The organism is Hymenobacter sp. HD11105 (genome assembly GCF_054051685.1).
The window spans coordinates 271,573-295,524 of the sequence record NZ_JBSWBR010000004.1; the positions used below are offsets into that span (position 1 = coordinate 271,573).

General features: G+C 43.0%; 22 protein-coding genes. 1 reads left to right on the forward strand and 21 read right to left on the reverse strand.

What is annotated here, in order from left to right; all coding sequences use genetic code 11:
• Nucleotides 1-25: 25 nt before the first annotated feature.
• From ACW9KT_RS14320 to ACW9KT_RS14355, 8 genes are all read right to left on the reverse strand, one after another.
• Complete coding sequence (locus ACW9KT_RS14320) at nucleotides 26-1,240, reverse strand: glycosyltransferase (RefSeq protein WP_457081537.1); 1,215 nt, start codon at nucleotides 1,238-1,240, stop codon at nucleotides 26-28.
• A 37-nt stretch (nucleotides 1,241-1,277) separates the two neighbouring features.
• The gene (locus ACW9KT_RS14325; protein WP_457081539.1) at nucleotides 1,278-2,201 is read right to left on the reverse strand and encodes a glycosyltransferase family 2 protein; all 924 of its coding nucleotides are present in this window, start codon (nucleotides 2,199-2,201) and stop codon (nucleotides 1,278-1,280) included.
• 11 nt (nucleotides 2,202-2,212) lie between these two features.
• Nucleotides 2,213-3,478, reverse strand: coding sequence for a lipopolysaccharide biosynthesis protein (locus tag ACW9KT_RS14330; protein ID WP_457081541.1), 1,266 nt, complete (start codon nucleotides 3,476-3,478; stop codon nucleotides 2,213-2,215).
• A gap of 139 nt (nucleotides 3,479-3,617) precedes the next feature.
• Nucleotides 3,618-4,625 carry a hypothetical protein gene (locus tag ACW9KT_RS14335; RefSeq protein WP_457081543.1) on the reverse strand — a complete coding sequence of 336 codons (1,008 nt, stop codon included), beginning with the start codon at nucleotides 4,623-4,625 and terminating at the stop codon, nucleotides 3,618-3,620.
• A 198-nt stretch (nucleotides 4,626-4,823) separates the two neighbouring features.
• Nucleotides 4,824-5,936 (reverse strand): GDP-mannose 4,6-dehydratase, encoded by a 1,113-nt coding sequence (gene gmd / locus ACW9KT_RS14340; RefSeq protein WP_457081545.1) that lies wholly within the window; start codon nucleotides 5,934-5,936, stop codon nucleotides 4,824-4,826.
• A 243-nt stretch (nucleotides 5,937-6,179) separates the two neighbouring features.
• Nucleotides 6,180-7,229 carry a glycosyltransferase family 61 protein gene (locus ACW9KT_RS14345; RefSeq protein ID WP_457081547.1) on the reverse strand — a complete coding sequence of 350 codons (1,050 nt, stop codon included), beginning with the start codon at nucleotides 7,227-7,229 and terminating at the stop codon, nucleotides 6,180-6,182.
• Nucleotides 7,230-7,327: 98 nt separating this feature from the next.
• Nucleotides 7,328-8,428, reverse strand: coding sequence for a glycosyltransferase (locus tag ACW9KT_RS14350; protein ID WP_457081549.1), 1,101 nt, complete (start codon nucleotides 8,426-8,428; stop codon nucleotides 7,328-7,330).
• A gap of 65 nt (nucleotides 8,429-8,493) precedes the next feature.
• Nucleotides 8,494-9,618, reverse strand: a complete 1,125-nt coding sequence (locus tag ACW9KT_RS14355; protein WP_457081551.1) for a glycosyltransferase family 4 protein — start codon at nucleotides 9,616-9,618, stop codon at nucleotides 8,494-8,496.
• Nucleotides 9,619-10,087: 469 nt separating this feature from the next.
• On the opposite strand from ACW9KT_RS14355, the gene ACW9KT_RS14360 reads away from it, so the two are divergent.
• Nucleotides 10,088-10,474, forward strand: coding sequence for a hypothetical protein (locus tag ACW9KT_RS14360; RefSeq protein ID WP_457081553.1), 387 nt, complete (start codon nucleotides 10,088-10,090; stop codon nucleotides 10,472-10,474).
• Between the two features lie 165 nt (nucleotides 10,475-10,639).
• Here the strand turns inward: ACW9KT_RS14360 and ACW9KT_RS14365 are convergent, their stop codons facing one another.
• The 13 genes from ACW9KT_RS14365 to ACW9KT_RS14425 all read right to left on the reverse strand — a co-directional run bounded on the left by ACW9KT_RS14365 (nucleotide 10,640) and on the right by ACW9KT_RS14425 (nucleotide 23,873).
• On the reverse strand, nucleotides 10,640-11,608 hold the full coding sequence (locus ACW9KT_RS14365; RefSeq protein ID WP_457081555.1) for an NAD-dependent epimerase/dehydratase family protein: 969 nt from the start codon (nucleotides 11,606-11,608) through the stop codon (nucleotides 10,640-10,642).
• Nucleotides 11,609-11,677: 69 nt separating this feature from the next.
• Nucleotides 11,678-12,814, reverse strand: coding sequence for a glycosyltransferase family 4 protein (locus ACW9KT_RS14370; protein ID WP_457081557.1), 1,137 nt, complete (start codon nucleotides 12,812-12,814; stop codon nucleotides 11,678-11,680).
• Nucleotides 12,815-12,840: 26 nt separating this feature from the next.
• Nucleotides 12,841-13,629 carry a glycosyltransferase family 2 protein gene (locus tag ACW9KT_RS14375; RefSeq protein ID WP_457081559.1) on the reverse strand — a complete coding sequence of 263 codons (789 nt, stop codon included), beginning with the start codon at nucleotides 13,627-13,629 and terminating at the stop codon, nucleotides 12,841-12,843.
• Between the two features lie 146 nt (nucleotides 13,630-13,775).
• Nucleotides 13,776-14,873, reverse strand: a complete 1,098-nt coding sequence (locus ACW9KT_RS14380) for a glycosyltransferase family 4 protein (protein ID WP_457081561.1) — start codon at nucleotides 14,871-14,873, stop codon at nucleotides 13,776-13,778.
• 4 nt (nucleotides 14,874-14,877) lie between these two features.
• On the reverse strand, nucleotides 14,878-15,834 hold the full coding sequence (locus ACW9KT_RS14385; RefSeq protein WP_457081563.1) for a GDP-mannose 4,6-dehydratase: 957 nt from the start codon (nucleotides 15,832-15,834) through the stop codon (nucleotides 14,878-14,880).
• A 12-nt stretch (nucleotides 15,835-15,846) separates the two neighbouring features.
• Nucleotides 15,847-16,647, reverse strand: a complete 801-nt coding sequence (locus ACW9KT_RS14390) for a class I SAM-dependent methyltransferase (protein WP_457081565.1) — start codon at nucleotides 16,645-16,647, stop codon at nucleotides 15,847-15,849.
• A gap of 48 nt (nucleotides 16,648-16,695) precedes the next feature.
• Entirely contained in the window at nucleotides 16,696-17,604 is a 909-nt protein-coding gene (locus ACW9KT_RS14395; protein WP_457081567.1) for a nucleotide-diphospho-sugar transferase, read from the reverse strand.
• Between the two features lie 248 nt (nucleotides 17,605-17,852).
• Complete coding sequence (locus ACW9KT_RS14400; RefSeq protein WP_457081569.1) at nucleotides 17,853-18,590, reverse strand: FkbM family methyltransferase; 738 nt, start codon at nucleotides 18,588-18,590, stop codon at nucleotides 17,853-17,855.
• Complete coding sequence (locus tag ACW9KT_RS14405; protein WP_457081571.1) at nucleotides 18,581-19,858, reverse strand: ABC transporter ATP-binding protein; 1,278 nt, start codon at nucleotides 19,856-19,858, stop codon at nucleotides 18,581-18,583. The genes ACW9KT_RS14400 and ACW9KT_RS14405 overlap by 10 nt, the downstream gene beginning before the upstream one ends.
• A gap of 29 nt (nucleotides 19,859-19,887) precedes the next feature.
• Nucleotides 19,888-20,781, reverse strand: coding sequence for an ABC transporter permease (locus tag ACW9KT_RS14410; protein WP_457081573.1), 894 nt, complete (start codon nucleotides 20,779-20,781; stop codon nucleotides 19,888-19,890).
• Between the two features lie 90 nt (nucleotides 20,782-20,871).
• Complete coding sequence (gene fcl, locus ACW9KT_RS14415; RefSeq protein WP_457081575.1) at nucleotides 20,872-21,825, reverse strand: GDP-L-fucose synthase; 954 nt, start codon at nucleotides 21,823-21,825, stop codon at nucleotides 20,872-20,874.
• 46 nt (nucleotides 21,826-21,871) lie between these two features.
• Nucleotides 21,872-22,852 (reverse strand): glycosyltransferase family 2 protein, encoded by a 981-nt coding sequence (locus ACW9KT_RS14420; protein ID WP_457081577.1) that lies wholly within the window; start codon nucleotides 22,850-22,852, stop codon nucleotides 21,872-21,874.
• 10 nt (nucleotides 22,853-22,862) lie between these two features.
• Nucleotides 22,863-23,873: an STELLO glycosyltransferase family protein gene (locus ACW9KT_RS14425; RefSeq protein ID WP_457081579.1), complete on the reverse strand. Its 1,011-nt coding sequence runs from the start codon at nucleotides 23,871-23,873 to the stop codon at nucleotides 22,863-22,865.
• Nucleotides 23,874-23,952 lie beyond the last annotated feature (79 nt).

Genomic DNA, 23,952 nt, shown 5'->3' on the forward strand with positions numbered 1-23,952 from the left:
TTAGATAAAAAAGCAAACAGCTTCTCTACCCCACTGGTACTGGCTGACGAAGTGAAAAGAAATGAGTGTAGGCTTGTCGGGCGCGGTCTAGGGAGCGGTGACGTTGCGCTAGCGACACCGTCTGTTGACGGTAGTTAGGCGTCTGTAGTTGCTCCGCTATCTGGCGAATGGCGTCCGGTACACTGGCTGGCTGATCAAGGTTAAAGATTGCTCCTCCTCCCTCCTCCAGGATAATGGCGCTATCATCGCCTACGCCCTCAGTAAGAAGCACTGGTAACCCAGCAGCCCAATACTCTCCAACCTTTATAGGAGAGCAGAAAAGTCGACAAGGAGCTGGCTTAATGGGAGCAAAAGCAAAATCGGCTGCCGATAAGTAACCTGGTACATCAACGTGGGGGGCTTTTGTAACAACTACCTGCTCTTCGGTAAACCCAACTCTGGCTAGTTTACTCCGCACCTCATCCTGTGCATTAGGCGTCAGAATAATCAGGCGAAAACAGGGACCAAAATGGTTAGCAGCGGCTTTGAATAAATCGAAGGCCTCAGAATCATAATAAATGTCTCCAAACTTGCCTACATAAATTCCTACCAGCGCATCAGGAGCAAAGCCTATTTTCTGCCGAACTCGGCGGCGTTCTTCTTCGTCGTAGCCAAAAGCAGCCACATTAACAGAACATGGCACTGTCACAATTCGCTTAGCTGGAACACCCTCGCGTATAAGTTGCTGACGATAATTCTCCGCCACAGGCAGCAAACCGCTGGCTATCTGCTTTTGCTTTCGCTCCCAATAACGCTGAAATAAGTATCGCGGATCGTAACTTTTCCACACACCTGATTCCAGCATATAGTCAGCATGCGGCTCAAACGATTCTACGTAAAATGGTAGCTTACTTTGCTTCCAGACCAGATAAGCTAATGCTCCGGCTGGTGCTCCACGAGCCAATAGCAAGTTGCTGCGGTGTTCAATGGCAAGTCTTACCAACTCCTTTGGGAAACGCAGAAAATCATCTGTTTTAGTAACCAGCACATTACGTCCTGGCACTGATACAAGGGGCTCGTACGTAAGCTTATCAGCGGGGAAGAATGGCTGAAAAATTGGTTTCATGCCGTTCCGCTCGATTGTGACGAGTAGAATCCTCTCCACATCTGAGCGCTGCTGTAATAGCTGCAAGTGTGGGAAAACTGTGGAAATGGTAAGTGGATCTTCCAGTCCCCAATAACTCAAAAACAAAATGCGCATGCAGACAGGAAAACAATGAGTAGAATAGGCAACAGGCTTAGGTACGAAGTTTCTTTACCCATTCCACGGCCCGCAGCCCAACTAGACATCGGACTAACAAAATCAGGGCCTGACGACTGGGCAAGTTGGGCGCGGCCTTGCGCGCATAGCTCAGGGCTTTGACCCGATGATTGTCGGCGTAAGCGTGAATGGCGCAAAGATAATCCACCCGACCCGTGAGTACCCGGCGCTGCTCTAGTGTAAGGGTTATACGCCTAAGCATCCAATCTAACGCTAGCGCAAGTTTGCGCACTAGTGCTGTGTGATCTGAACGCATGGAACGGTTATTATGATCGTTCATTGTCAGCGTGACGGCATCTATGATATATACCCGATCCTGCTGCATATTCTCGAGCATAAACATCCAATCTTCCACGGCTGCATAACGTCGATCCTCCTCAAACACGTGTAAGGCTGAATTCTGGCGACGCACACAAATATTACAAGCTAGCGCATTGCCCCTTATAAACAGATCTAAGCCGTACCAGCCTTCTTTTATACTATTCATATCGCTATCAGCCAATACCCCATCGCGGTCGAAGTTGTACTTAGTAGCAATAAAATTAGGAGCGCCTAACTGCTGAATTTTGGCGTGCAGTGTACTTAGATGCGTTGTGTGTAGTACATCATCGGAATCTAGAAAAATCACGTACGTCCCGCAGGCCCGTCTAAATCCATAATTACGAGCTTCGCCTCGCTCCCCATTGTTTTTAACCAGATAATGAATTCGAGGGTCAGCAACCTGAGCTACTATAACAGCAGTATTGTCCGTGCTGCCATCATCAACGACGATAATTTCAAAGCTTTGAAATTGCTGTTCTATTACGGAGCGGAGCGTAGCTGCAATAAACTCAGCGCGGTTGTATGTCGGAATAACGACGCTAAAAAAGGGGGTTGAGGAAGGCAGCATATCAGCACTCATGAAGCCGTCCTTTAAAGATTAGAAAATAAATGTTCAATACCGTACCGTATGCCTTTCAGCAAAGCTAGCGTAGTAAGCAAAATAAGAATCGTGCGTAGGGCAATACGCACTACAGGCAACTTTACTAGGTGAAGTATATGCATATCCACTATAAAAATGCACACCAAGCTTCCCAAACCGAATAACAAAAGTGCTAGGTTTATATCCTGCATATATATTCCAACTGCAAGCGCCGCCGCACGCGTAAGTAGTAATAGCATATTGGATATCAATAAGTACCGTTGCTTTCCGAGAACCGTATATAAGGTACTCGTCGATTGCGAAGTGAGCTTGAAAATGTAATAATAGCCTAGATAGCCTGTAAATACCCCAGCCATTTCCCACTGAGCGCCAAAAGCGATTTTGAAAATCCAGTCGCCATAGATGGTAATCAATCCTAATGGCAGAACCCCAATGTATAGAAGCTTATTATAGATATTGAGTGTCAGATCCTTTAATCGCTCTGGCTCGGTGTTGTATAGTTCGGACGCTTTCTGGTAAAAGACCGGCGCCATGGCCGAGCCAGTCAGGTGTATCGGAATTTCGAGTAGCGTTACGGAAAAGGAATACAAGCCCACGACAGTAGCCCCGAAGCCACTGGTGAGAAAAAAGATGGGTAGCTGCGCCGACAGCGTGCTCACGTATCCGCTAGGCAATATATATAGTGGAAATTCCCGGTATTCTATCGCCACCTCCCGAATCCGAGCAAAGGAAAAAGTCTGGCGTAGCTCACCCAGCTCACGATGTATGCCGCTACGCAGCAGTCCCACAAACGTAGTCAGCTTGCTAATAAAATCCCCCAACACCAGTCCGGAGGGATGACCCAGCGAAAACCAGCCATAGCCAATCGTGAAAACGCGCCCAACTATAGTCGTGACAACGTCAACGCCGGCGCGGGTCCGAAATTCCTTGGTACGAGTATACCAACTGCTCATCATCAGACTAAGGTTGTAGAACAGTAGTAGTACTGGCACGGTATAAAACCAAGCTCCCAGAGTCTGCACCTGCAGCCAAGTGATAAACCAATCTCCAAACAACAGCAGTGCCCCCGACACCAGCACGAAGGACGTGAGCGAGAGCAAAATGGTCAACTGCATCAGTGCTAGCGCTTTCTCCTTAGTTTTGGGCAGAGGCAGCGTATTTTGATAAGTCAGTGTGGTCAACATAGCCAGGTTGCTCACCGTTGAGGTGAATACGGCAAACTGCCCGTAAGCTGCCGGCGCATACAAGCGCGACATTATGGGCGTGAGTAGAAAGCCTAGCGCCGTGATGAAGGCCGATCCAGAAAAGGAGATGAAAAGATTCTGAGCAAACGACCCCTTATGCTTTAATGGCTCGATCAGAGCTCCAATCTTCTTTATTAACATTAACCCAGAATCAATCTACCAAACAGCCCAAAGCCCGGTACTGAGCTTTACGACGTTCGGCCCAGCGCAACCACTCAGCAAATGTAGCACGCTCATCAGCTGCAGTATCTAATAATGGTTTAAAATGCGTCGGAGAGAAGTCAGCGGGAAAATTATCGTACACATCTAACTCACCTCGTAACCATGCTTGGTTTAAGATATGGCTCAAGACAAATGGATCAAGCTTAATATCAGAATAGATGTTTGTAGCAGAACTAGTATGTGAGTCGCAGGTGTATTCCTCTGTAGTTTTTGCGACGCGGCTACCTTGCGTACGATGGTATTTAACAGCTGCACGTAACGGATTAGCTTCATTAAGTTTTACCTGATCTGGAGTCCAGAGTGCCAGCCAGTAGTCTCGGCGGAAGAACACCGAAGCCATTGAATGGAATGTATACAATGGTAGCCACAGATGAAAATCATTATAAAAACGAAAAAAGCCAAGTCTGTATAGCAGCGACCGCACCTTATAATCATTCAAAAAAATGGTGCGGGTAGCAAGCGGAATCTTTGGAATAATTTCCTCAACACCATGACCCAAGGGCACGAGTCTTCCTGAGTTAAGAAGAGGATTACCGTACCAATACAACTTCACCATATCGAGGTCTTCATCTTTCATTACTTGCTCAATGACAGTTATATCCAGCTCTTTAGTCAACCATATATCATCTTCAAGTAGTAAAAATCGCTCAGTTGCCTGCGAAACACCATCCATCCAAAAATCAATAGGAATTACTTTTTGGTCAAACGGCACCATGTTTTCTACGTGCGCCTTCAGTGCTAAAACTTTAGCAGAATAGCGTGGCGAACGACTAATAAGCGCCTTTGGATAAAGTTGTTGAATACGTTCCAAATACTCAGGCGGAGTACCATCATCAAGAATTTTCACGTTAAACTCACCTATCATATAACGATAAATGCTACGCAGGCATCTCTCTAAATAGTAAGGCCGATTAAATGATTTTACGATAATGTCCATGGTTTACCTCAAGATGTAATATTCTTAAAATTAAGCTGAGCAGTAGCTACTATTCTTCGCTTCTTTTGAGAGAGTAAAGTGTGTAGCCTGAATGTATCCAGAGAAATTTTAGCCCGGCGAAACCTGAGTAGCAAAAAGGCCGGTTTTAAAGCCGGCCTTTTTTGTGTGAGAATACATTCGAGGTTCTTAAGTATGGGCTTACTCGTGGTAGCTATACACCTTGTGTCCGCCTTTGAGCAGATAAGCGTCCCGACGGAACAGGGCGATGTCAGCCTGCATCATGTCCTTAACCAAAGCCGGCAGATCATACTTAGGCATCCAGCCCAGCTTCTGTTGTGACTTCGTAGAATCACCAATTAATAACTCTACTTCGGTAGGGCGGAAATAAGCTGGATCTACTTCCACTACGACCTGTCCTTCTTCGAGCATAAAATCAGGATTGTTGCAACGCACTACAGTTGCTTTCTCATTGACTCCTTCTCCTCTAAATTCTAATTCCACCCCTACTTCTTCAAAGGCCATCCTTACGAAGTCGCGCACGGTTGTAGTTACGCCAGTGGCAATTACAAAATCCTCGGGCTCATCTTGCTGCAGAATGCGCCACATTGCATCCACGTAATCCTTAGCGTGGCCCCAGTCACGCTTTGCGTCCAGATTACCCAAGAATATTTTTTGCTGCAGCCCCATAGCAATGCGAGCCGTACCACGAGTAATTTTACGAGTTACAAACGTCTCGCCACGTAACGGCGATTCGTGATTAAATAGAATACCGTTGCACGCAAACATTCCATATGCCTCCCGATAATTCACTGTAATCCAGTAGGCATATAATTTAGCAACGGCGTAAGGCGAGCGAGGGTAGAAAGGCGTGCGCTCCGACTGCGGCACCTCTTGCACTAGGCCGTAAAGCTCCGAGGTACTGGCTTGATATATACGGGTTTTCTTGGTCAAGCCCAACAAGCGCACAGCTTCCAGAATTCGGAGCGTGCCAATGCCGTCGGCGTTGGCAGTATATTCGGGCGTATCGAACGATACTTTCACGTGCGACATTGCGCCGAGGTTGTAAATTTCGTCTGGCTGCACTTCCTGGATGATACGTATCAGGTTGGTGGAGTCCGAAAGGTCACCATAATGTAGCTTGAAACGCACGTTCGACTCGTGCGGGTCTTGGTACAGGTGGTCAATACGATCGGTATTAAATAGAGAAGACCGGCGCTTAATGCCGTGAACCTCGTATCCTTTGCTTAGTAGCAATTCAGCCAGATAGGCTCCATCTTGACCGGTGATACCGGTTACTAGTGCACGCTTCATAAAGGGCAAATTTTAACGCAAACCTAACTGGTTCAACAGATTCAAGTCAATAAGAGCTGCATTCGCTAGCCAGCTCATCGGTTCTAAACAAGGAGCAGCAAAGATAGGCGCGTTTTACTTTGTGTCAAACCATAAGGACACAGGCTTCCCGTAAATATTATATAAAACAGGAAACAGCACAATATTGCCACACACAAGCACCTTACCAAAAGCAGATCACTCTTAGCCTTCACGCCGCACAAATTAGCTCAAAGCCGTAGCAACGATCTGTTGTACTTCCTTTAAATCAACCACTAAGTCAGCTTGATTGGATAGGCTGCTATCGGTGCTCTCACAAGGCACACAGAAGTAAGGCAGTGAGAAGCAGGAGGCAAGACGAAAGTAACAGAGGTCGCCGTTCTCCTTATTTAGGAATTCTATAATCGTGGACTCCTGCGGCAGAAACATCAAGTTAGTCATGTTAGCCCCGTGAGTACCCATGAAGATCTTGGTTTCCCGCATCAACTGCACCTGCTCAAGGAAGCTGAGCTGCTCAAAAAAGACAGTTTCGAAGCCATAGTTCTGTAGCAGTTCCTCTATGTCGGCCTCATTTACTAGTCGCCGGACGGCCTGTGTAGCCCGCGATGCGTAGATGCGTCTGGTTGGCGATGCTTTATCTGGGCATAGCGCCGTAATAAGCTCCTGCCGAACCTGGACTATTAATTCAGGATTCTGAAAAAGTGACTCTGCTGTCAATTCCGCCAATACCAAGTGCCTTGCCTTTAATATCTGATTGGTAGTCAGGGGAAAATATTTAGTGAATCCAAATACGGCTGCGCTTTTCTGAATATAATCAGGTAACTCCTTGGGGGGCAAAGGCTGCGGAACCAATAACAAGTAGTTGGGATATTTTTTTCGTAAAATAAGCAGCCTAGGCAATGTATCTACGAGCCAGTGGTAGTAGTTTTCTGCCGACCATTGGTTGTGCGCCACGGCTATACCTGGCTCCGTCTCAGGTAGCTCTACTACTTCGCCCAGCCACTGTCGCAGTAGAAAAGTATCCTGAAATCGACTTCTAAACTCCGGCCGCACCAAACTAGGCGTAAAGATTTGCAGGTTTTTAAATACTGCGCCATCCCAAGAAACATACACATCCTGCACAGCATAAATCTTATGATGCTCAAACTCTATTTCCTTTTTAAAGGCTGTAGCGAAAGACGGCGGCAGCATTCTGTAATTAATGGGTAGCGCAGGCGAATAAGCCGGCGCTGCAGGCATCACGCCCATCACCTGATAATTTTTCCAGGGAGGCATTAGCACGGCTACATTTCTAGTAACAGCATCGAAGGTCGACTTGATTCTTTTATAAAGAGGTGAATTTTTCATTGCAATAACTATCTATTTCACCAATGCTATAAAGATTGCGATACTTGACGCCGTGACGTTGAATCCAACGCTTTGTATTTAGCCTCTGCTTTCTTTTTTAGCTCCACTACCCTAGTGTAGTATTTTCTAGTATGATTGAAATTAATAACAAAGTCGCAAAGCGTTAAATAATGGTGTTTACAATTCATCATGTAAAACGTGTCGCCGCGGCGCAAGGCCCGCGCATACTCTTTAGTAAACACTCGACGAGCAAGCCCTAGGCTCATATACGCAATATCTTTCAGCAGATTTAAGCGCACACCACTACCCTCCACCGCCTTACCCCACAACGCATTGCGGTAAGCTCCTAACCGGCCAGCCGACCGAACGGAAGCATAAAACAACCGGTCTCGATAGGCCGATGTCATGCGCGCATCGGTCATATGATGCCGCAATTGCAGCTGGGCAGAGTACCAGATCTCATAGCCCAATAGCTGGGCCGCGTAGCACAACTCATCATCTTCACCGGCGGTCAGGTTTTTCTCGCCTTGCCGACCAGTGAACAGACTTTTGAAATCGGCTTCTTGCAACTTGGTCCATACCTCCGTTCTTATAAACATGCCGGCTCCCCACAACACATTGCGCCCGACATTGCCATCAGGCAGCGGATTAAATCCACCAGCGGCTCGGTCAAGTGGTTGCCCAACGGCGTAGCAGTGCTGGAAAGCTGGAAACCACTCGGGCTCCTGTTCATCAAACGTGGCTGTATTTTGCCCCCCAAGGATGCCGATAGCCGAATTTCTACTTAAAATACTTACACCGACAGAAAGATAGTCGGGAGCTAATCGGTTATCATCGTCTACGATGCAGGCATAGCTGTACCGGATCTGACTGATTGCGCGCTCCATCGCTACCTTATACCCCGGACGAAGTTCCAGCAGCATACGTAGCGGGGCTGGAGTCCCCAGTTCATTCCATAAACGCCGGGCCAGATCCGCTACACCGTCGGTGCTCGCATTATCCACGAAAATCACTTCCCACAGTATTCCGGCTGGTACATGTTGCTGCGCAAGGCAAGTTAATGTCTCAGCAATGCGCGGAGCTCCGTTATAAGTACAGACTAAGAAGGAAACTCCAGTAGGTTTCATGAGTTGGCAGGTAGGATACTGGCTATTGTTGGAAGGCTGCTGATGACCTCAGGACCGAAAGCAGTTTATTTAACTTTGCGAATAGATTCTAGGAGTGTTTCCTCAGGTTGAAAGTCCACTAGTGTGGTAGCGTGGGCGTACGCTGCTTCTCCCATTTTGCTAAGTACATCCTTTTTGCTCCATAGCTCATTAAGGCTTTGGGTAAGGCATTCTACTGATGCTGTGGCGGCTAAAAATCCCGTCTTATTGTTGAGTATATATTTATTGTTATCGCCTACATTAGTTGTTAGCACAGGTCTGCCCGATAGCATGGCCTCCACTACCACTAGCGGGGTACCCTCACTTAAAGAAGGCAGCACAAGTACTTGGCTCATCTGCCAGATATTATCTATATCCTGTACGTGCCCTTCTATAATAACCTTCTCCTGCAGGGCGTACATTTCGATAAGCTGTTGCAAATGGCTTGAGTGGGGGCCATTACCATATAGTTTTAAGCTGAAGTCTCTTGCTCGCCACTGCTCACTGCTCAGGGCTTGCAGCAATATATCCTGACCTTTAAAATCACAGTCAAACCTAGCAATACAAGCCATCAGTAATTTGGCTGAATCAGGGAATGCTCTTATTGCTACCTCTCTGATATTAACTGGGTTACTGATGACTTGGCTATTCGTTATGACGTGGCCTAGCTGGCGCTCGGCCGCCCGCCAATTACGTTCTGCAACAAAGTATACCTTTTCAGCCTTTTCAATTATCGAAATAGCATCATTTCGTCTTTCCGCCTGCACGATATGTCCATTCTCAAAGCTGTGCTGACTGATTAATATATAAGGTTTTCCTTTGCTTAGGATTTTGCGTGTTAGGTAATAATTATATAAAAAATCCCAGGTTGAGCCATTGGATATTATGTACACGTCAGCGTCTATATCCGGAACCGTATCTGATTCGTTTTTCTTAGCACGCAGCTTAATGGCTATCTTCTCGGCAATGTTATAAGTAGCTACATCATAAAAAAATGTCATCCCACCTAATTGCTCTATCTCCTTTATTTTATCTGGCACCTTATCCCAACGTTGAGTAAGCGTGCATACCGTATGGCCCTTAGCCAAGGCGAGCTTTGCAGCCCTAAACCATAGCTCTTCGCTCCCACCCCACGGAAACGCCCTCATCAACGAAACGAAAGCAATTGTCATAAACGAGTTGTATTAGTAGTCACTATGCACGCGGCTCTCCAGTATTGTCAAGAAGCTAAACAGGAATCATAATACTGCAAAGGTAAGACACGGACCTTCTTTGTTGAGTTAAGGATGCGCTTCCCGCCTTCCTACGGCTGCCAATCATTGACTTGTATATCAGGTTTCGTTCCCGAAAATGACTTATACTAAATGAAATCAGTGATAATCACTGCACTAAATCGTCCTTTTTGACTGCTAACGCTCTGATTGATTCAATACTAACTATATACATGTCATAAAAAGTCCCCAATGGCTCTCACTTCAATTATTAGGTCTATTGATTGTGTCTACGCATTCAGCACCGTATTTATATAATTATTTTAGTTCACTATAACTTTAAATGCAATTTTTTATTTGAATTAGCATATTATTAAACTTGTACTTATATTTGATAAATCATTAATTAACCATTTTTACTATTCTACCCATGGCATCATTTTACGCATTCTCCCGTCTTGCAGCAGTAGCTGTAGTAGCCTTATTTACTGGCTGCGCCAAGGAATCTGATTCTGCTGCTCCCACTAAATTAAAGGCAGTTCCAACTGATCAATTTGCCGTGGGGGATTCGTGGTATCAGGGGCCAGCAGTAACTGGTTTGAGCTGCCCTGTAAAAATGACTATTGTGAAAGAAGCTACTCCAGCCGATGGCCAGATTGCTAAATGGACTGGACAAGCCGAATGTCCTCCACCCGTAAAATTGGTTTATAAGGCTGAATACACCAATCAATGGGGTCAGACCTTCCTTTACAATACGACAACACAAACCACAGGAGAAGTAACAATGACTACTTGGTGGATGGCTAGCAAGCAGTAGGCTTTCGGTATACCAATAAAGTATCCTAGCATTTGTCTACGATAATATTACTGCGATTATTATAGCAGACTTCTATAAGCTAAAAGCCTCACCATCGTAAATGGTGAGGCTTTTAGCTTATAGAAGTCTGCTATACTGTCTTATTCACACGATACTCATGACGTCTTAAGGCCTTGGCCCATCAGTACTAGGTTTGCCTTTATAGTTTGCAACATACCACTCCCACGTTTGCCGTATTCCCTGCTCAAAAGTTAATAATGGTTTCCAATTGGTATGGGCGTATAGCTTCGTACTGTCTAAAACGTTAACCTTCACATCGAATGGTCGCTCAGGGTGTACATGTAGACGTAATGGCATACCTATAGTACGGGCTAACGGCTCCAAAATTTCCAATACTTGACGGTTGCTGTGCCCTATTCCACTACCAATGTTATACACTTGGCCTACATGCCCATCGGTCAACGCTGCAACTATGCCGCGGGCCATATCCTTTATGTGCAAATAGTCGCGAATGGTGCCCTCGTCGCCAAAGAGGTCTAAGGTTCGGTGGTCGAGTAGAGAGGCAATGGCTGTGCCGATGAACCCCTGCCCAGCATAAACGCGCTGGCCCTCACCGTAAGCGTTGGATGGGCGCACGCACACAATGGGAAGTTGTGTTGAGCAATAGTATAGATGAGCATACTTCTCAATTGCTAATTTAGTGATACCGTAAGGTGATACCGGATTTGTGGGGTGATCTTCGGTTAATGGAACTTGTTGGGCGTGGCCGTAGACAGTTCCTCCCGATGAAACCCAAACAAACTTGCGAAGCGACCACTGCGTTGCATGTTCGAACAAGCGCACAGCCTCAGGCAAATTCACTAAAATATCGTTTACTGGATTCTGAAAACTGGTTTGCGGTACTGTGGCATAAGCCAAGTCGACGACTTCGTCAACTTCAGATAGTATTTTACTAAGCAGCTCATCCGAAGCTCCGGATGGATTTTGCACATAGCGCACTCGAGCTGGCAAATGTGATACCATTGGTTTACGCCCGACTATCACTACATCACGATCGGTGTGCTGTAATAGGTCTTGTACTACTGCTTGGCCAACGAAACCACTGCCTCCAATTACGCATGTTACTAGACCCATAACTCCTGTTTTAACCTTTTACTTGTTACCTCAACTGCTCATATTAATTAGTCATGAGTATTGAATCGGTTATAATGCCCCTTCAATCAACTCTATAATACTAGGTCCAAGCTTACTAATCGTGTGGTTATTTAATGCGCGCGCGCGGCCAACTGCTCCCATTTTTTCACGCAGGGAATCATCACCTAGTAGCAGTAAAGTTTTTTCTGCCATTTGATCAATGCTAAGGTAGTCTACAACAAAGCCTGCATCGTCGCGAACGAACTCAGGCATGCCACCAGAGTTTTCAAAACAAATGATTGGAGTCTTGGCTAGTGCTGCCTCCAAGCATACTAATGGAAAAGGATCTTCGCGAGAAGTCAGCAGAAAAACATCGAAGGCCTCGTAATAACTCTGTATATCTGTCTGCTCGCCTGCTAGAATCACCCTGTCAGATAGCCCCAGCAACCGTACCTCGCGTTCTAGTAGTTTGTAGTCAGCAGACTGCTTTTTACCACCAACCCATAAGAAATATGTTTCAGGGGAAAGCTTCGTAACCTCGCGCGCTACGTACGAAAAAACATCATAGCCTTTGCGCCAGTGCAAGCTGCCCATACCGCCCACGATTTTGGCAGTTGCCGGGATTCCGTGTAAGCCCTTAATATCAGCCAGTGAAGGACTCACTGTGTTTTCGTCGGCTATGAAGTCGTATATAACAGAGGTTTTGTCAGGATTAACGGGGAAATTTTTCAAATAAAAGTTTCTTACCGCATGGGAGCCCATCATCAGCCAGTCAGCTTTTTGAAGTGAAGTTGGATAATTGGCAGTGGGCATATAAATGAAAGCAAACTCTAACTCATGGAGATTACAAATCAACTTAATGCCAAGTCGTGCTTTTAATTTGATAGCGTAATCAATTGCGACGAGTGAGCTGGCAAAGATCACATCAGGAGCATACTCAATAACCCTGTTTATAGTATTGCTATGATCTATTCCGCCTATACGGTTCAGTTTAGACCACACGCGGGCAGGAAGTGAAAACTTAGGACTGTTCACTAAGTACACATCTGCTAACTTTTCAAATTCTGGTAATAGGGCTCCACCTTCTAGTAGTATGAGCACCATTTTATGTAAAGTGTTCTCTTTAATCCATCGCATTAAATGCAATTGTGTAAAAGGAGCTCCACTTCTACTTGCTTCATGCCCTACGAAAAGAATGGTCGCCATACTGTGTTTGATAAGCTTAGTAAAAGCTAACTTCTAAACTTATTTAAAAGCGCTATAAAACCTGTTTTTTTTAAGAAAGCATAAATAGCCCTTCCAATTATATATGATCGAGATAATATTATATCATTTTTCTCTTGCTTGACTATATTCAACTGCTTAATATATGTTACTGGAACCATATCGTAAAATGGATCTGTATGAGTCAAGCTACTCACTCCTGTTAAGTTATTGAACAACACAATATCTCTCACTATATACTGCGCCTGAATATTCTCGTTTTGAAAGCATCGGATATTGAAATCCCAATCGGCAACAACTGGGTATTTTAAATTATAGAAGCCAATTTTATCAAACACATCTTTTCGATAGAAGATAGCTTGATGACATAGATTATGGGATGTGAGCAAAGTCATTAGACTAACTTCGCCCTCATGGCGGTGTCCATCACTTAATACAATAGCATTACCATAAAGTATATCGGCGGATGTATTATTCATGATTTTTGACATGTCTTTAAGAACGCACTTATCATAAAGTTTATCGTCACTTCCCAAAAAATAAATCCATTGCCCATTCGCAAGCTTCACTCCTTTATTCATAGCATCATAAATACCCTTATCCGGTTCGGATATCCATTTGATATGGGGATTTACGGTCAAATACTGAGCTACAACTGAATCAGTACTGTCACTTGAATTACCATCAATTATCCAAACTTCATAGTCTGTGAAGGACTGAGCAAGGATTGAATCAAGGGCCTCACCTATACAGTGCCCCGATTGATAAGAAGGAATAATAATACTTATTAATGGCACTTAGGTGTGGTATGTTATTTTATGATCAATATTAATTAAAATACAAGCTTAATAATTGATGTAATATCCATAAAGTTATCCCTTGAAATCAATATGCTATATAAATAATAAAATACAGATAAAAATTAATAATATGTTAAACATTACTATAAATTATAATACACTTTCTGTGTTTCTGAGCGGCACTTATCCCAGCTAAAATCAGTGTATCTCTTTCTGCCTTTTGCAATCAAATCATTGCGTATTATATTGCTATATAAAACTGAGCTTACCGCTTCTTTTATCTCATGAGCACTTTTAGGATTAAAATATATTGCTGCATCTCCAGCAACCTCAGGCAATGACCCTCCATAACTTGTTACAACAGGACAGTTACTTGCAAATGCCTCGAGAATGGGAAGGCCAAATCCTTCGTAGAGAGAAGGAAAAACAAACATTACTGCGTTTTGATAAGCCCAAGCTAATTCATTATCATTATTAAGATATACATGAACCATTTGGTCTTCTATGCCATGCTGCTGAAAAAAACTTATTTCATCAGCGCTAAATGCATGCCCAGTGCATAATACATGAACATTAGGATCAGATTTTAACAAACTAGAAATAGCTAGAACAAAAAAATAGAAATTTTTATAAGCCCACCTGGTCCCGACAAATAGGATATAGCGTTTTAAATCAGTTCCAATTTCTGGTTTAATAGGGATGTATTTATCAAAGTCAGAAGCCAAATGTGTCACATGAATTTTTTCGCTGGGAATATCGAACAATTCAATTAAATCGTTTTTCGTTTTATCAGAAATAGCAATAATAGCTTTAGAATTTTTACATAAAATCTGCTTGTTTTTAGAAACAGAATCCTGTAATGAAAAATATTCTTTATAAATCTCATGAATCATATCATAAACTGTTACTACAAAGGGTTTATTTATAATATCAATAAAATAAGGATCATAATATGTTGGATGAAATACATCATAAGCGTTGCTTACCATTTTTTTTCTAGCTAACATAGGAAATTTTTTATCTTCATTAGAATGGCTTGAACCTAGCTTACGTTTTATAAACCTTTTTCCCTTTGATAAGATATCTTTTTTTATTACCTCCTCCTTTACACGAAATAACTCTGGGTCAATACGATCAATGTCATATAGATCATTTTCTATTTTCATTAATTCATTGAAATAACGACTAATACCGCCGAATTTCTGATCAATATAAATTTGATGGTCGTACAGTACTTTCATGTCTTTATAGGATTTTGGACTCCCAATATTTGATAATATCGGTTAAGCTTTGTTCAATTGTAAACGATGGCTCCCAATTAATAGCATTTCGTATTTTATTATTATCACCGACTATGATCGGATTATCAGATGGTCTCAATAAGTCACTATTAATTTCATAGCTAAAAGAAACTTCTGCTATATCTTGCATTTTTTTAATTATTTCTTTTAAAGTATAACCCCTACCACTACATATATTATAAATATTACCGGCTTGGCCAAATTTCATAAGGCCTATATAGGCTTTTACAACATCACGTACATCCAGAAAATCACGTATTATATTTATATTCCCTACTTGCATATTCACATGCTTGCCCATTTTAAACTCGACAATTTGTTTTGCGAAAGACGAAATAACAAATGCATCTCTCTGTCCTGGACCAATGTGGTTAAAAGATCTAGTCATTATTATACTCATTCCATATCCTTCATAATAGACTTTACTTAATAATTCTTGTGAAACCCTCGCTACGGCATATGGACTTATGGGATTTAAGGGTGAATCTTCATTTAAAGGTATGTTAGTGGGATTAACCAAACCATACTCTTCAGAAGATCCTATAGAGAGAATCCTACAACTCATTGAGTGCTTTCTTAAACTTTCAACAAGATTTAGAAATATATTAGTGTTATTTAAAAAGCTCTCGATTGGGCTTTCCCAGCTATGTGACACACTACTATCCGAAGCTAAATGAAAAACACTGTCTGGTTTAAAATGTATAAATAAATTATCTAAAGCTGAATAATTATTAAGATCAGCGTTAATAACTTTAATTTTTAAGTTCTTACTGCTAGGAAATTGGAAATATGGATTTCTTGAAATACAAACTAATTCAAGGGAGTCTTTTAGAGTACTTAATGCTTCTATCAGGTATTTGCCAACAAAACCAGAAGCGCCTGTAATAAGAACTTTATGCATATGTATTAATAATTACATTTTTATACCTGCTATCTTATTAAAATCATTCCCTAACAGAGATTCAGGGCTAGGCCATCTCTTATTTATAAAGAATTGATAAAATTTATTAAAAACTCTCTCAAACTTTTTTGTGTCAATTCTTTTATTTGTAAACAAGTGATAAGTATCATTAAAACCATAATAGGTTAAATTATGCTTTTTGGCCATAAACTCTAATGCTTGCTTTGAATACAAAGCAACATGTTGGCCCGTTTCTGGAATCAAATACCACCACTTAAGTAAATCTATATTCTTTGGATATAATACAGTACTGAAAAATATACTTGAGCTATAATTAAGCATTACATCAAGTTCTGATATTGGATCAACTAGGTGTTCAAATACCTCGAATGCGGTTAATAATTCGAACTCTGATTTGCATGGCAAATCTTTATCTACGTCGAAGTTTTTGGAAAATATATTCTCACAATATATATCTTGTCTATAAAAATCAAACCCCTTATCACGCATCATTCTCACAAGCATTCCATATCCACCGCCATAATCAACAAATTTTTTGTCAGTTCTGTAAAAACACTTTATTAGTACTTCCAATATTGGCGCAATGGCCATGTTTCTATTTATGAGACCGATATCTAAAGAGGTAATCGCTGATGAATATGCCTCATCCAGCCAATAAGGGAATTCCGTTTGAATAAATTCACAGCTTGTACATTTGTAATATTTTACATTGTGTTTATTCAGAACTAGGCATTCAAAAATAAACTCAGAAGAGCAATTACAAATTCTACAATCAACTGATTTTATGTTCATGGTATTTCTTAGAAAGAAATTTCATTAAAACAATATTTATCACATAAACTATCTACATAAGTTTAAATAATATATAAGTTTTTGATATAAAATAGAAGACCTTTTTATTTTTCCCATTGATAACAAAACGTAGAAATCATCTGCCTCAACATTATCTTGCACTAATGGTTCATAAATGACTTTATTCATAGACCCTATTTTCAAAAACTTATACCAAATTGGGACCTCAGTAGTATGAGTGGCTGATTTATCAAAACCTATATTCTTGACTAAATTAACCTCTGGCACTAAACCTAATCCTTGACTCTTTACCATTGCATAAAGCCATTGATAATCCCATGTATCTATCTCACCTAATTTAACTTTCTTTATCACAGGGTAAAAAAAATCAGCATGCGTATCAGTCAAATTTTTGTATAAATTTTTCTTTATCTCATCATCAGTGTCTGAGATGATATATTGGTATTTTTCCCAAGCTTTTTTCCATGTAGCCCAACCCCATATCAATGGAAATTTAGAAAAATAATAACTGTATTTACTTCTTCGAATTCCACATTGTAAATTAGCACCTGAAACATGCATGATATTATCATCATTCTCATAAAATTTCAGAGCCGTTTCAGCAAAAGAAAAAAAAGTGGAATCTGGAAGGCAGTCATCCTCTAATATGATCCCTTTTTCAACTTTTGAGAAAAACCAAGTTATGCCTTCTGATACATTTAAGCCACAGCCTAAGTTATTTTCTCTGAATAGTTTATGCACCTCACAAGGCCAATCTATCTGATTAACAATGTGACGAACCTCATCACATTTTTCTTTTTCACCTGGCTTATCTATACGCGGTCCGTCAGCCACAATATACAATTGTTGTGGCTGCACTTCACGAATGCGTTGAAAGACTTTTTCTGTTGTATTAGGCCTGTTGAATACTAAGAAAAGAATGGGAGTAGCAAGCATATTTCATTAATGAAGAAGCCGTGTTCATGTTGAATAGCACAGTAAACTAATAAAAAATGATAATTTTATAAATAGCTAAAATATTTCCGAATCCATGTATTTTATTACTTATGTTTCGATTTTTTAAATAAATTAATGTATATATTTTCAAAAGACTTATATAGATCAACTATTCTCAATATTTAAAACATCTATCTTCATTAAAAGCGAGAGGCTAGGACAATATATATTAAAATCCATCATAAGTTTTAAAGAGAATAAATGATAGAATTAGCTGTTTTTGAAACTAATTTATAGCCTAGGTTGAATAGGTATATGGACATGTTTGAATTAAAGTCTTCCTCGAGAGTTGATGAAACGCTTTCAGCTATTATATAACTCGGCTTATACTTGTTCCAATTATTTGACTCTAATACTTCTAAATCCATACCTTCAACGTCTACAGACAGAAAATCTATTTGTTGACCATCAGGAAGATATTCATCCAGAACATCACTTAACCTATAAGGCTTAATTGATACTTCTTTCTCTAACTTATATGGAGTGTCTTTATTACGCTCTAATGCTAAGTCTTTGTTAAAAGTATTAAGTGCTGGTTCATCAAACATATAATACGTAACTTCTTTTAATGGATCTTTTAAAATAGCAATTTCTAAATTTACGTCTCTACTGCGGTACTTTTTAAACAGATCCATGCTATAAGGAAGAGGATCTATATTTATTCCACTCCAACCCGACAAATAATACTTGTATGTATTTGAGAAGCGAAATGGATGATGAGCACCTATATCAACATAATAACCATTTAATTTTCCATTGAGCAATCTAAATAAAACTAAATCTTCACCTTCCTGAGCAAATGAAAGATTAATAAATGAATCATAGTCCGGATTTATTCCAGCTGGTTTATCACTTCTGATCTCAGACTTTACACCCTCTGGCAAAAAGGCAATTATAGCTTTTTTCAATCTGTTTTTTAAACCCATGTGCCTTTTATTAAGAACGGAGTGATGTTTTCAGCTGTTTTACCATTGGAAAAGAAGTCGCCAGGCTCTATGTTTAATATGCCAAGGCTTTCTTGAGGCCAATCTGCTTCTAACCCATCTGCTAAAATTCTACCTTTTACTAAAAGCTTCGACTGACTAAATGGAAAATCTTTCAATAAAAATTTTACTGTTAAATAGTCTGAGCCTCCAGAACTAAAATACACATCTTGAAAGGAGCTATACAAATAGGTTTGAATTTCATCATATGTGTTGTGCAGTGAAAATCCAACATCAATCTTATTAATATTTTTGTTATTTATTTTTAGGTTAAATACTAACACAATATCCTCTCCTGTCAAAACGGAAGTAATAGTACTGCCTTCGGTATTCTCTATTCTAAACTCTGAAAACAGTACGTTACCATTGCCTTTCCTACTTTTTATCTTGAGAAGATCGTTATCTACTCTTTCCACATTGATCTCTGTTGTATATACATCAATGCTCTTATTAACTGAGCCTGAATATCTTACACACCCATTACTTAATATTAGCCCCTGTGTACATAAACTTTTAACAGCTGCCATATTATGGCTTACAAATAGCACTGTGCGCCCATCATTTACACTGACATCTTTCATCCGGCCTAAGCACTTTTTCTGAAACTCTGCGTCACCGACAGCCAGTACTTCATCAACAATCAGGATCTCTGGCTCTAGGAATGCTGATACCGCAAAAGCTAACCGTACATACATACCGCTACTATAACGCTTAACTGGCGTATCGATGTAGCGCTCCACTCCTGAGAAGTCTACTATCTCATCGAACTTACTCCGGATTTCGACTTTGGTCATGCCTAGAATGGCCCCATTTAGGAAGATGTTCTCACGCCCTGTCAATTCAGGGTGAAAGCCTGTGCCTACTTCTAGTAAAGAAGCGATACGACCCCGGACTTTGATGCGCCCCGTAGTGGGTGCTGTAACCTTCGACAATATCTTGAGCAAAGTGGACTTACCTGCCCCATTACGGCCGATGATGCCCAACACCTCGCCCTGCTTTACCTCAAAGTTTATGTCCCTAAGTGACCATACATAATCGCTTTGGCCTTTAGTTGTGCGGTCGTTAGTCTCCCCGATTTTGGAGAATGGGTCTTCTTTGCCCCGCATGCGAGCCCACCACCGATTCAGGTCATGGCTAAGCGTGCCGGTGCCGATTTCGCCCAGGCGGTAAAGCTTACCTAATTCCTCTACTCTGATGGCTATGTCACTCATGGGTACTGAACTGCACTAGGTGAGCGAGCCTATACCGTATCGGTGAAGCTCTTTTCTACTTTGTTGAAAATGATAGTACCGATAAACAGGATGATTACTGTGAATAATACACTATAGCCTAAATAGATCCAATGAAAAGAGCCGGAGCCTAAATACGCGTAGCGGAAGGTTTCCACTATGGAGGCCATTGGGTTAGCCAGAATAAGCAAACGATAGGTAGGATCTGTAATACTGGATAAAGGATAGATAACGGGGGTAGCGTACATCAACAGCTGCACACCAAAGGCTAGGAGCATGGAAAGGTCGCGGTACTTAGTGGTTAGGGAGCTGAATATCATACCTAACCCCAACGACAGCAGCCCCATTAACACCAACAGAGCCGGCGTAAGCGCAATCAGCCAGTTGGGCCGAAGAGAGTCGTCAGTCACCACGTAATACAGCCAGACAGACAGAAAAAGTCCAAACTGAATAAAGAAGCGAACAATATTGGAAATGACGATAGACACCGGCATGGTGAGCCGGGGGAAATAGACTTTACCGAAAATTGCCGCATTGGCAATAAACACCGTAGAGGTAGCCGTGAGGGTTTGAGCAAAGTAGCTCCAGACCGTAACGCCAGCTAAATAGAACACTACTTGGGGCTGCCCGTCGGTGGAAAGCTTTGCCACCCGGCCAAATACGATGATAAAGGTGAGGGTAGTAAGCAGGGGCTGGATGAAAAACCAGATCGGCCCGAGAATAGTCTGCTTGTAAGTAGAAATAAAGTCGCGACGTACGAACAACATTACTAGGTCGCGGTAGCGCCACACGTCGCGCAGACCCAGATCGAGCAGGCGAGTTTTGGGCGCAATTATTTCGGTCCACTCCTCTTCCTCGTGCGCTATTGCCGGGCTAGGCGCTTTCATCACATCCACTGTTTGCATAGGGTTTGGTCAGGGGTACTCGGGGCAGTTACTAGGTTTAATTATTAGCTGACCAGCCTCTTCACTCTAAAGCAGCCATAGAACAGTCCTTTACGCTGATACTGAACTCATATTCTTTTGCTCGTGCTGTATAAAATCTTTGTATACAGCCTGAATTCCTTTGTCCAACTCAATTGAGTAGCGCCAACCTTTAGCTGCGAGCTTACTTACATCCATAAGTTTGCGTGGAGTGCCGTCAGGGTAATCAGTATTGAAGCGAATTGCTCCTTGATACCCAACGATGCGTTGAATCAACTCAGCTAACTCTCGAATACTCAGATCTTCGCCAGTGCCGATATTAACCAGACCGGCCTCGTCGAAGTTCAGGAGTAGATAGAAGCAGGCGTCAGCCAGATCATCGACGTGCAGGAACTCACGACGTGGAGTGCCGGTGCCCCACACTTCCACTTCGGCGGCGCCGCTGAGCTTAGCTTCGTGAAACTTACGGATCAAAGCAGGCAGTACGTGGGAATTTTTTAAGTCGTAGTTATCATGGGGACCGTACAGATTGGTCGGCATAGCTGATATAAAGTGACTGCCGTATTGGCTGCGGTAAGCATCGCACATTTTAATGCCTGCAATCTTGGCAATGGCATAAGGCTCGTTGGTGCTTTCTAGCTCTCCGGTCAATAAAGCATCTTCCTTCAGAGGCTGGGGGGCCATTTTAGGGTAGATGCACGAGGAACCTAAAAACAGTAGCTTCTTCACGCCCTGCACGTGACTCTGATGAATCACGTTGTTTTGAATCATCAGGTTGTCGTAGAGAAACTCGGCCCGATAGATGTTGTTGGCATTAATGCCCCCCACCTTCGCCGCGGCCAATATCACATAGTCTGGCTTTTCGGCGGCGAAGAACTCAGCTACTGCAGCTTGGTCCCGCAGGTCCAGCTCGCGGGAGGTACGGGTCACAAAGTTATGATAGCCCGCTTTTTCGAGGCGGCGCATGATGGCCGAGCCCACCATTCCGCGGTGCCCGGCGATGTATATTTTAGCGTTTTGCTCCATGAGTGATGATGCCGCGTTGCAAGCACTTATTCAAGTAAAAGTCAGATTACAATTTCCACCAGTTTAGGTCCACGCCGGGGGGCAAAACGGGGTCAGTAGCCATGGTTGGGCGCAGCCGTTGTAGTAAAGCCGTTGGTAAGAGTTGCTTCACCAGCGGATTGACTGTGACGCCTAAGATAGAACGGCGGGTACGGGGACTATAGCTTAGCAGGTTGGGCAGCTTACGTAACGCAATGGGCCGGGCTTCTGCGGGGCTGCGCTTGGCGGTCCAGTTGATTTCCCAGTAGGTGTATAGGTTGCGGCGCTCCTCCTCGGTCAGCTTAAATTGCCCCCCATACACGGGATTTTGCTCGCAGCTCTCCACCATCTTCACTAGGTTGGGAAACCATTTAGGCGAAGTGGCCGTGCGCTGGTCGGGGTGCAGCTGGTAGGCAGCCATCATATCGGGAATGGAGTAGCCGGGCGCGAAGTGCGCCACCCGGTACCATAAGTCAATGTCAGCGCACATATCCACCTCTACGCGCATACCGCCCGTTTTTTCCAGCACCTCACGCCGCACGAAAGTGGCATGTTGAGGCGGCACAAACTGAAACAGGATGGAGTGGGGTGTGATAGGACCGGTAAAGGAATTGGCGTACTCTACGCTATTCTGCAGATCAATTCCGTATTCGCCCCCCGAGATGAAGCCCGCTTCGGGATAGTGCTGAAACCCCGCGGCCATGCGCCGAAAAGCACCAGGCAAGTAATAGTCATCGCTACTTTGAATGGCAATTACCTCTCCCGTCACCTTAGATAATCCCTTGGTCACGGCGTCCACGAAGCCTTTGTCGCGCGCCGACCACCAGGTAATACGGTCCTCATACTTTTTGAGCACCTCAACGGTTTCGTCTGTCGAGCCGCCATCCGATACAATTACCTGTACGGAGCCGGGATAATCCTGGCGCAGGATGCTCAGCAATGTGCGCTCAATAAAGCGGCCCTGGTTCCAGGAGGGAATGACGATGGAAAGAGAAGGGAGTTGTTGCATCCGACAAAAGTTATTTAGTCGCAGTTAATGCCGCCACGTCGGCCAGCCACAACTGAAGCAATTCCACTTCTTGACTGGTTACGATTTGTTCCTTCTCTAGCTCTTGATAAGCGCGGAGTAAGTTCTCACTGACTGTCAGGGAAGCATCGAGGCTGCGCTGTACAGCAGCTATTACCCGATTAGGATGCAGATAGCATGGGATTTCCGACTCAAAGTCTTTTACGTAGTCATGAGGATTCCGCTCTTGTATTACCGTAGCCTTAGTGAAGCCTAAATGGTAGCCGTTTAGCCACATGATAGGTTGTGCTACCAAACCGCGCAGAATGTCGGTGAAACGGAAGGTGACATAAGCAGGTAAGTAAAGTAAGGGGAAAAGCTCCTGCCGAAATGCGGTATTCTGCGAATTAAATGGGCAAAGCGTGCCTTCAGTCAGTACTACTGGCGCATGATCGTTGAAATAGCATTCGGTGTTGTCCACCAAGCGGTAGATTGCGTCGACATCTGGGTCTCCATCGGCCAGCCCTTGCCACACGCCAATCTTAACTGACTTATTCTGCAAATCTTCCTCCCGTAGGACATGAGCTTTGGAATTAATTAAGTCCAGCGGTAAGCCACGGGGCCAGATGTGCTGCTCAGTAAAGGTTTTGTAAATGTTGACAAAGCCTTTATCACCGGGCGAAATCAAGAATTCACCTTCCATAGCAGGAAACTCCCAGCCATCATAGGGAATATTATCGTCGTCGGTATCAATAATAACTTGGGCACCTTGCTGCATAGCGTGCAGGTAACCCATCATTTTACGGCCGTAGTGGTTATAGGGCAGCTTAGCTGACATCCCCATGCCCATTGCCTCTTGGTCCTGGACTGATAAATAGATTACATTATCTGCCTCCCATTGCACTGGGGATTTTTTGTCGCCAGCTACTACTAATTGATAATCAGTTAGAGTAGCAAATTTATCGACTGCCTTGGTCGGCGCGAAAATAGAGGTAATAACAATGGTAGGCTTTGAAGATGACATACGCAGTAAGTGAAGTTGAGTGGAAATGCGTTGAAGCTAGCATATACGATAAATGCCGCTTACACACGCAATGCACCAC

Excerpts from the sequence above, each read along its gene's own strand:
- ACW9KT_RS14355 (WP_457081551.1), bottom strand. The coding sequence starts at position 9,618 with ATGACAATTGCTTTCGTTTCGTTGATGAGGGCGTTTCCGTGGGGTGGG.
- ACW9KT_RS14365 (WP_457081555.1), bottom strand. The coding sequence starts at position 11,608 with ATGGGTCTAGTAACATGCGTAATTGGAGGCAGTGGTTTCGTTGGCCAA.
- ACW9KT_RS14335 (WP_457081543.1), bottom strand. The coding sequence starts at position 4,625 with ATGGACATTATCGTAAAATCATTTAATCGGCCTTACTATTTAGAGAGA.
- ACW9KT_RS14330 (WP_457081541.1), bottom strand. The coding sequence starts at position 3,478 with ATGTCGCGCTTGTATGCGCCGGCAGCTTACGGGCAGTTTGCCGTATTC.
- ACW9KT_RS14345 (WP_457081547.1), bottom strand. The coding sequence starts at position 7,229 with ATGCCTCCCTGGAAAAATTATCAGGTGATGGGCGTGATGCCTGCAGCG.
- ACW9KT_RS14350 (WP_457081549.1), bottom strand. The coding sequence starts at position 8,428 with ATGAAACCTACTGGAGTTTCCTTCTTAGTCTGTACTTATAACGGAGCT.
- ACW9KT_RS14420 (WP_457081577.1), bottom strand. The coding sequence starts at position 22,852 with ATGCAACAACTCCCTTCTCTTTCCATCGTCATTCCCTCCTGGAACCAG.
- ACW9KT_RS14400 (WP_457081569.1), bottom strand. The coding sequence starts at position 18,590 with ATGGGTTTAAAAAACAGATTGAAAAAAGCTATAATTGCCTTTTTGCCA.
- ACW9KT_RS14370 (WP_457081557.1), bottom strand. The coding sequence starts at position 12,814 with ATGGCGACCATTCTTTTCGTAGGGCATGAAGCAAGTAGAAGTGGAGCT.
- gmd (WP_457081545.1), bottom strand. The coding sequence starts at position 5,936 with ATGAAGCGTGCACTAGTAACCGGTATCACCGGTCAAGATGGAGCCTAT.
- ACW9KT_RS14380 (WP_457081561.1), bottom strand. The coding sequence starts at position 14,873 with ATGAAAGTACTGTACGACCATCAAATTTATATTGATCAGAAATTCGGC.
- ACW9KT_RS14385 (WP_457081563.1), bottom strand. The coding sequence starts at position 15,834 with ATGCATAAAGTTCTTATTACAGGCGCTTCTGGTTTTGTTGGCAAATAC.
- ACW9KT_RS14390 (WP_457081565.1), bottom strand. The coding sequence starts at position 16,647 with ATGAACATAAAATCAGTTGATTGTAGAATTTGTAATTGCTCTTCTGAG.
- ACW9KT_RS14325 (WP_457081539.1), bottom strand. The coding sequence starts at position 2,201 with ATGAGTGCTGATATGCTGCCTTCCTCAACCCCCTTTTTTAGCGTCGTT.
- ACW9KT_RS14405 (WP_457081571.1), bottom strand. The coding sequence starts at position 19,858 with ATGAGTGACATAGCCATCAGAGTAGAGGAATTAGGTAAGCTTTACCGC.
- ACW9KT_RS14425 (WP_457081579.1), bottom strand. The coding sequence starts at position 23,873 with ATGTCATCTTCAAAGCCTACCATTGTTATTACCTCTATTTTCGCGCCG.
- ACW9KT_RS14395 (WP_457081567.1), bottom strand. The coding sequence starts at position 17,604 with ATGCTTGCTACTCCCATTCTTTTCTTAGTATTCAACAGGCCTAATACA.
- ACW9KT_RS14320 (WP_457081537.1), bottom strand. The coding sequence starts at position 1,240 with ATGCGCATTTTGTTTTTGAGTTATTGGGGACTGGAAGATCCACTTACC.
- ACW9KT_RS14410 (WP_457081573.1), bottom strand. The coding sequence starts at position 20,781 with ATGCAAACAGTGGATGTGATGAAAGCGCCTAGCCCGGCAATAGCGCAC.
- fcl (WP_457081575.1), bottom strand. The coding sequence starts at position 21,825 with ATGGAGCAAAACGCTAAAATATACATCGCCGGGCACCGCGGAATGGTG.
- ACW9KT_RS14360 (WP_457081553.1), top strand. The coding sequence starts at position 10,088 with ATGGCATCATTTTACGCATTCTCCCGTCTTGCAGCAGTAGCTGTAGTA.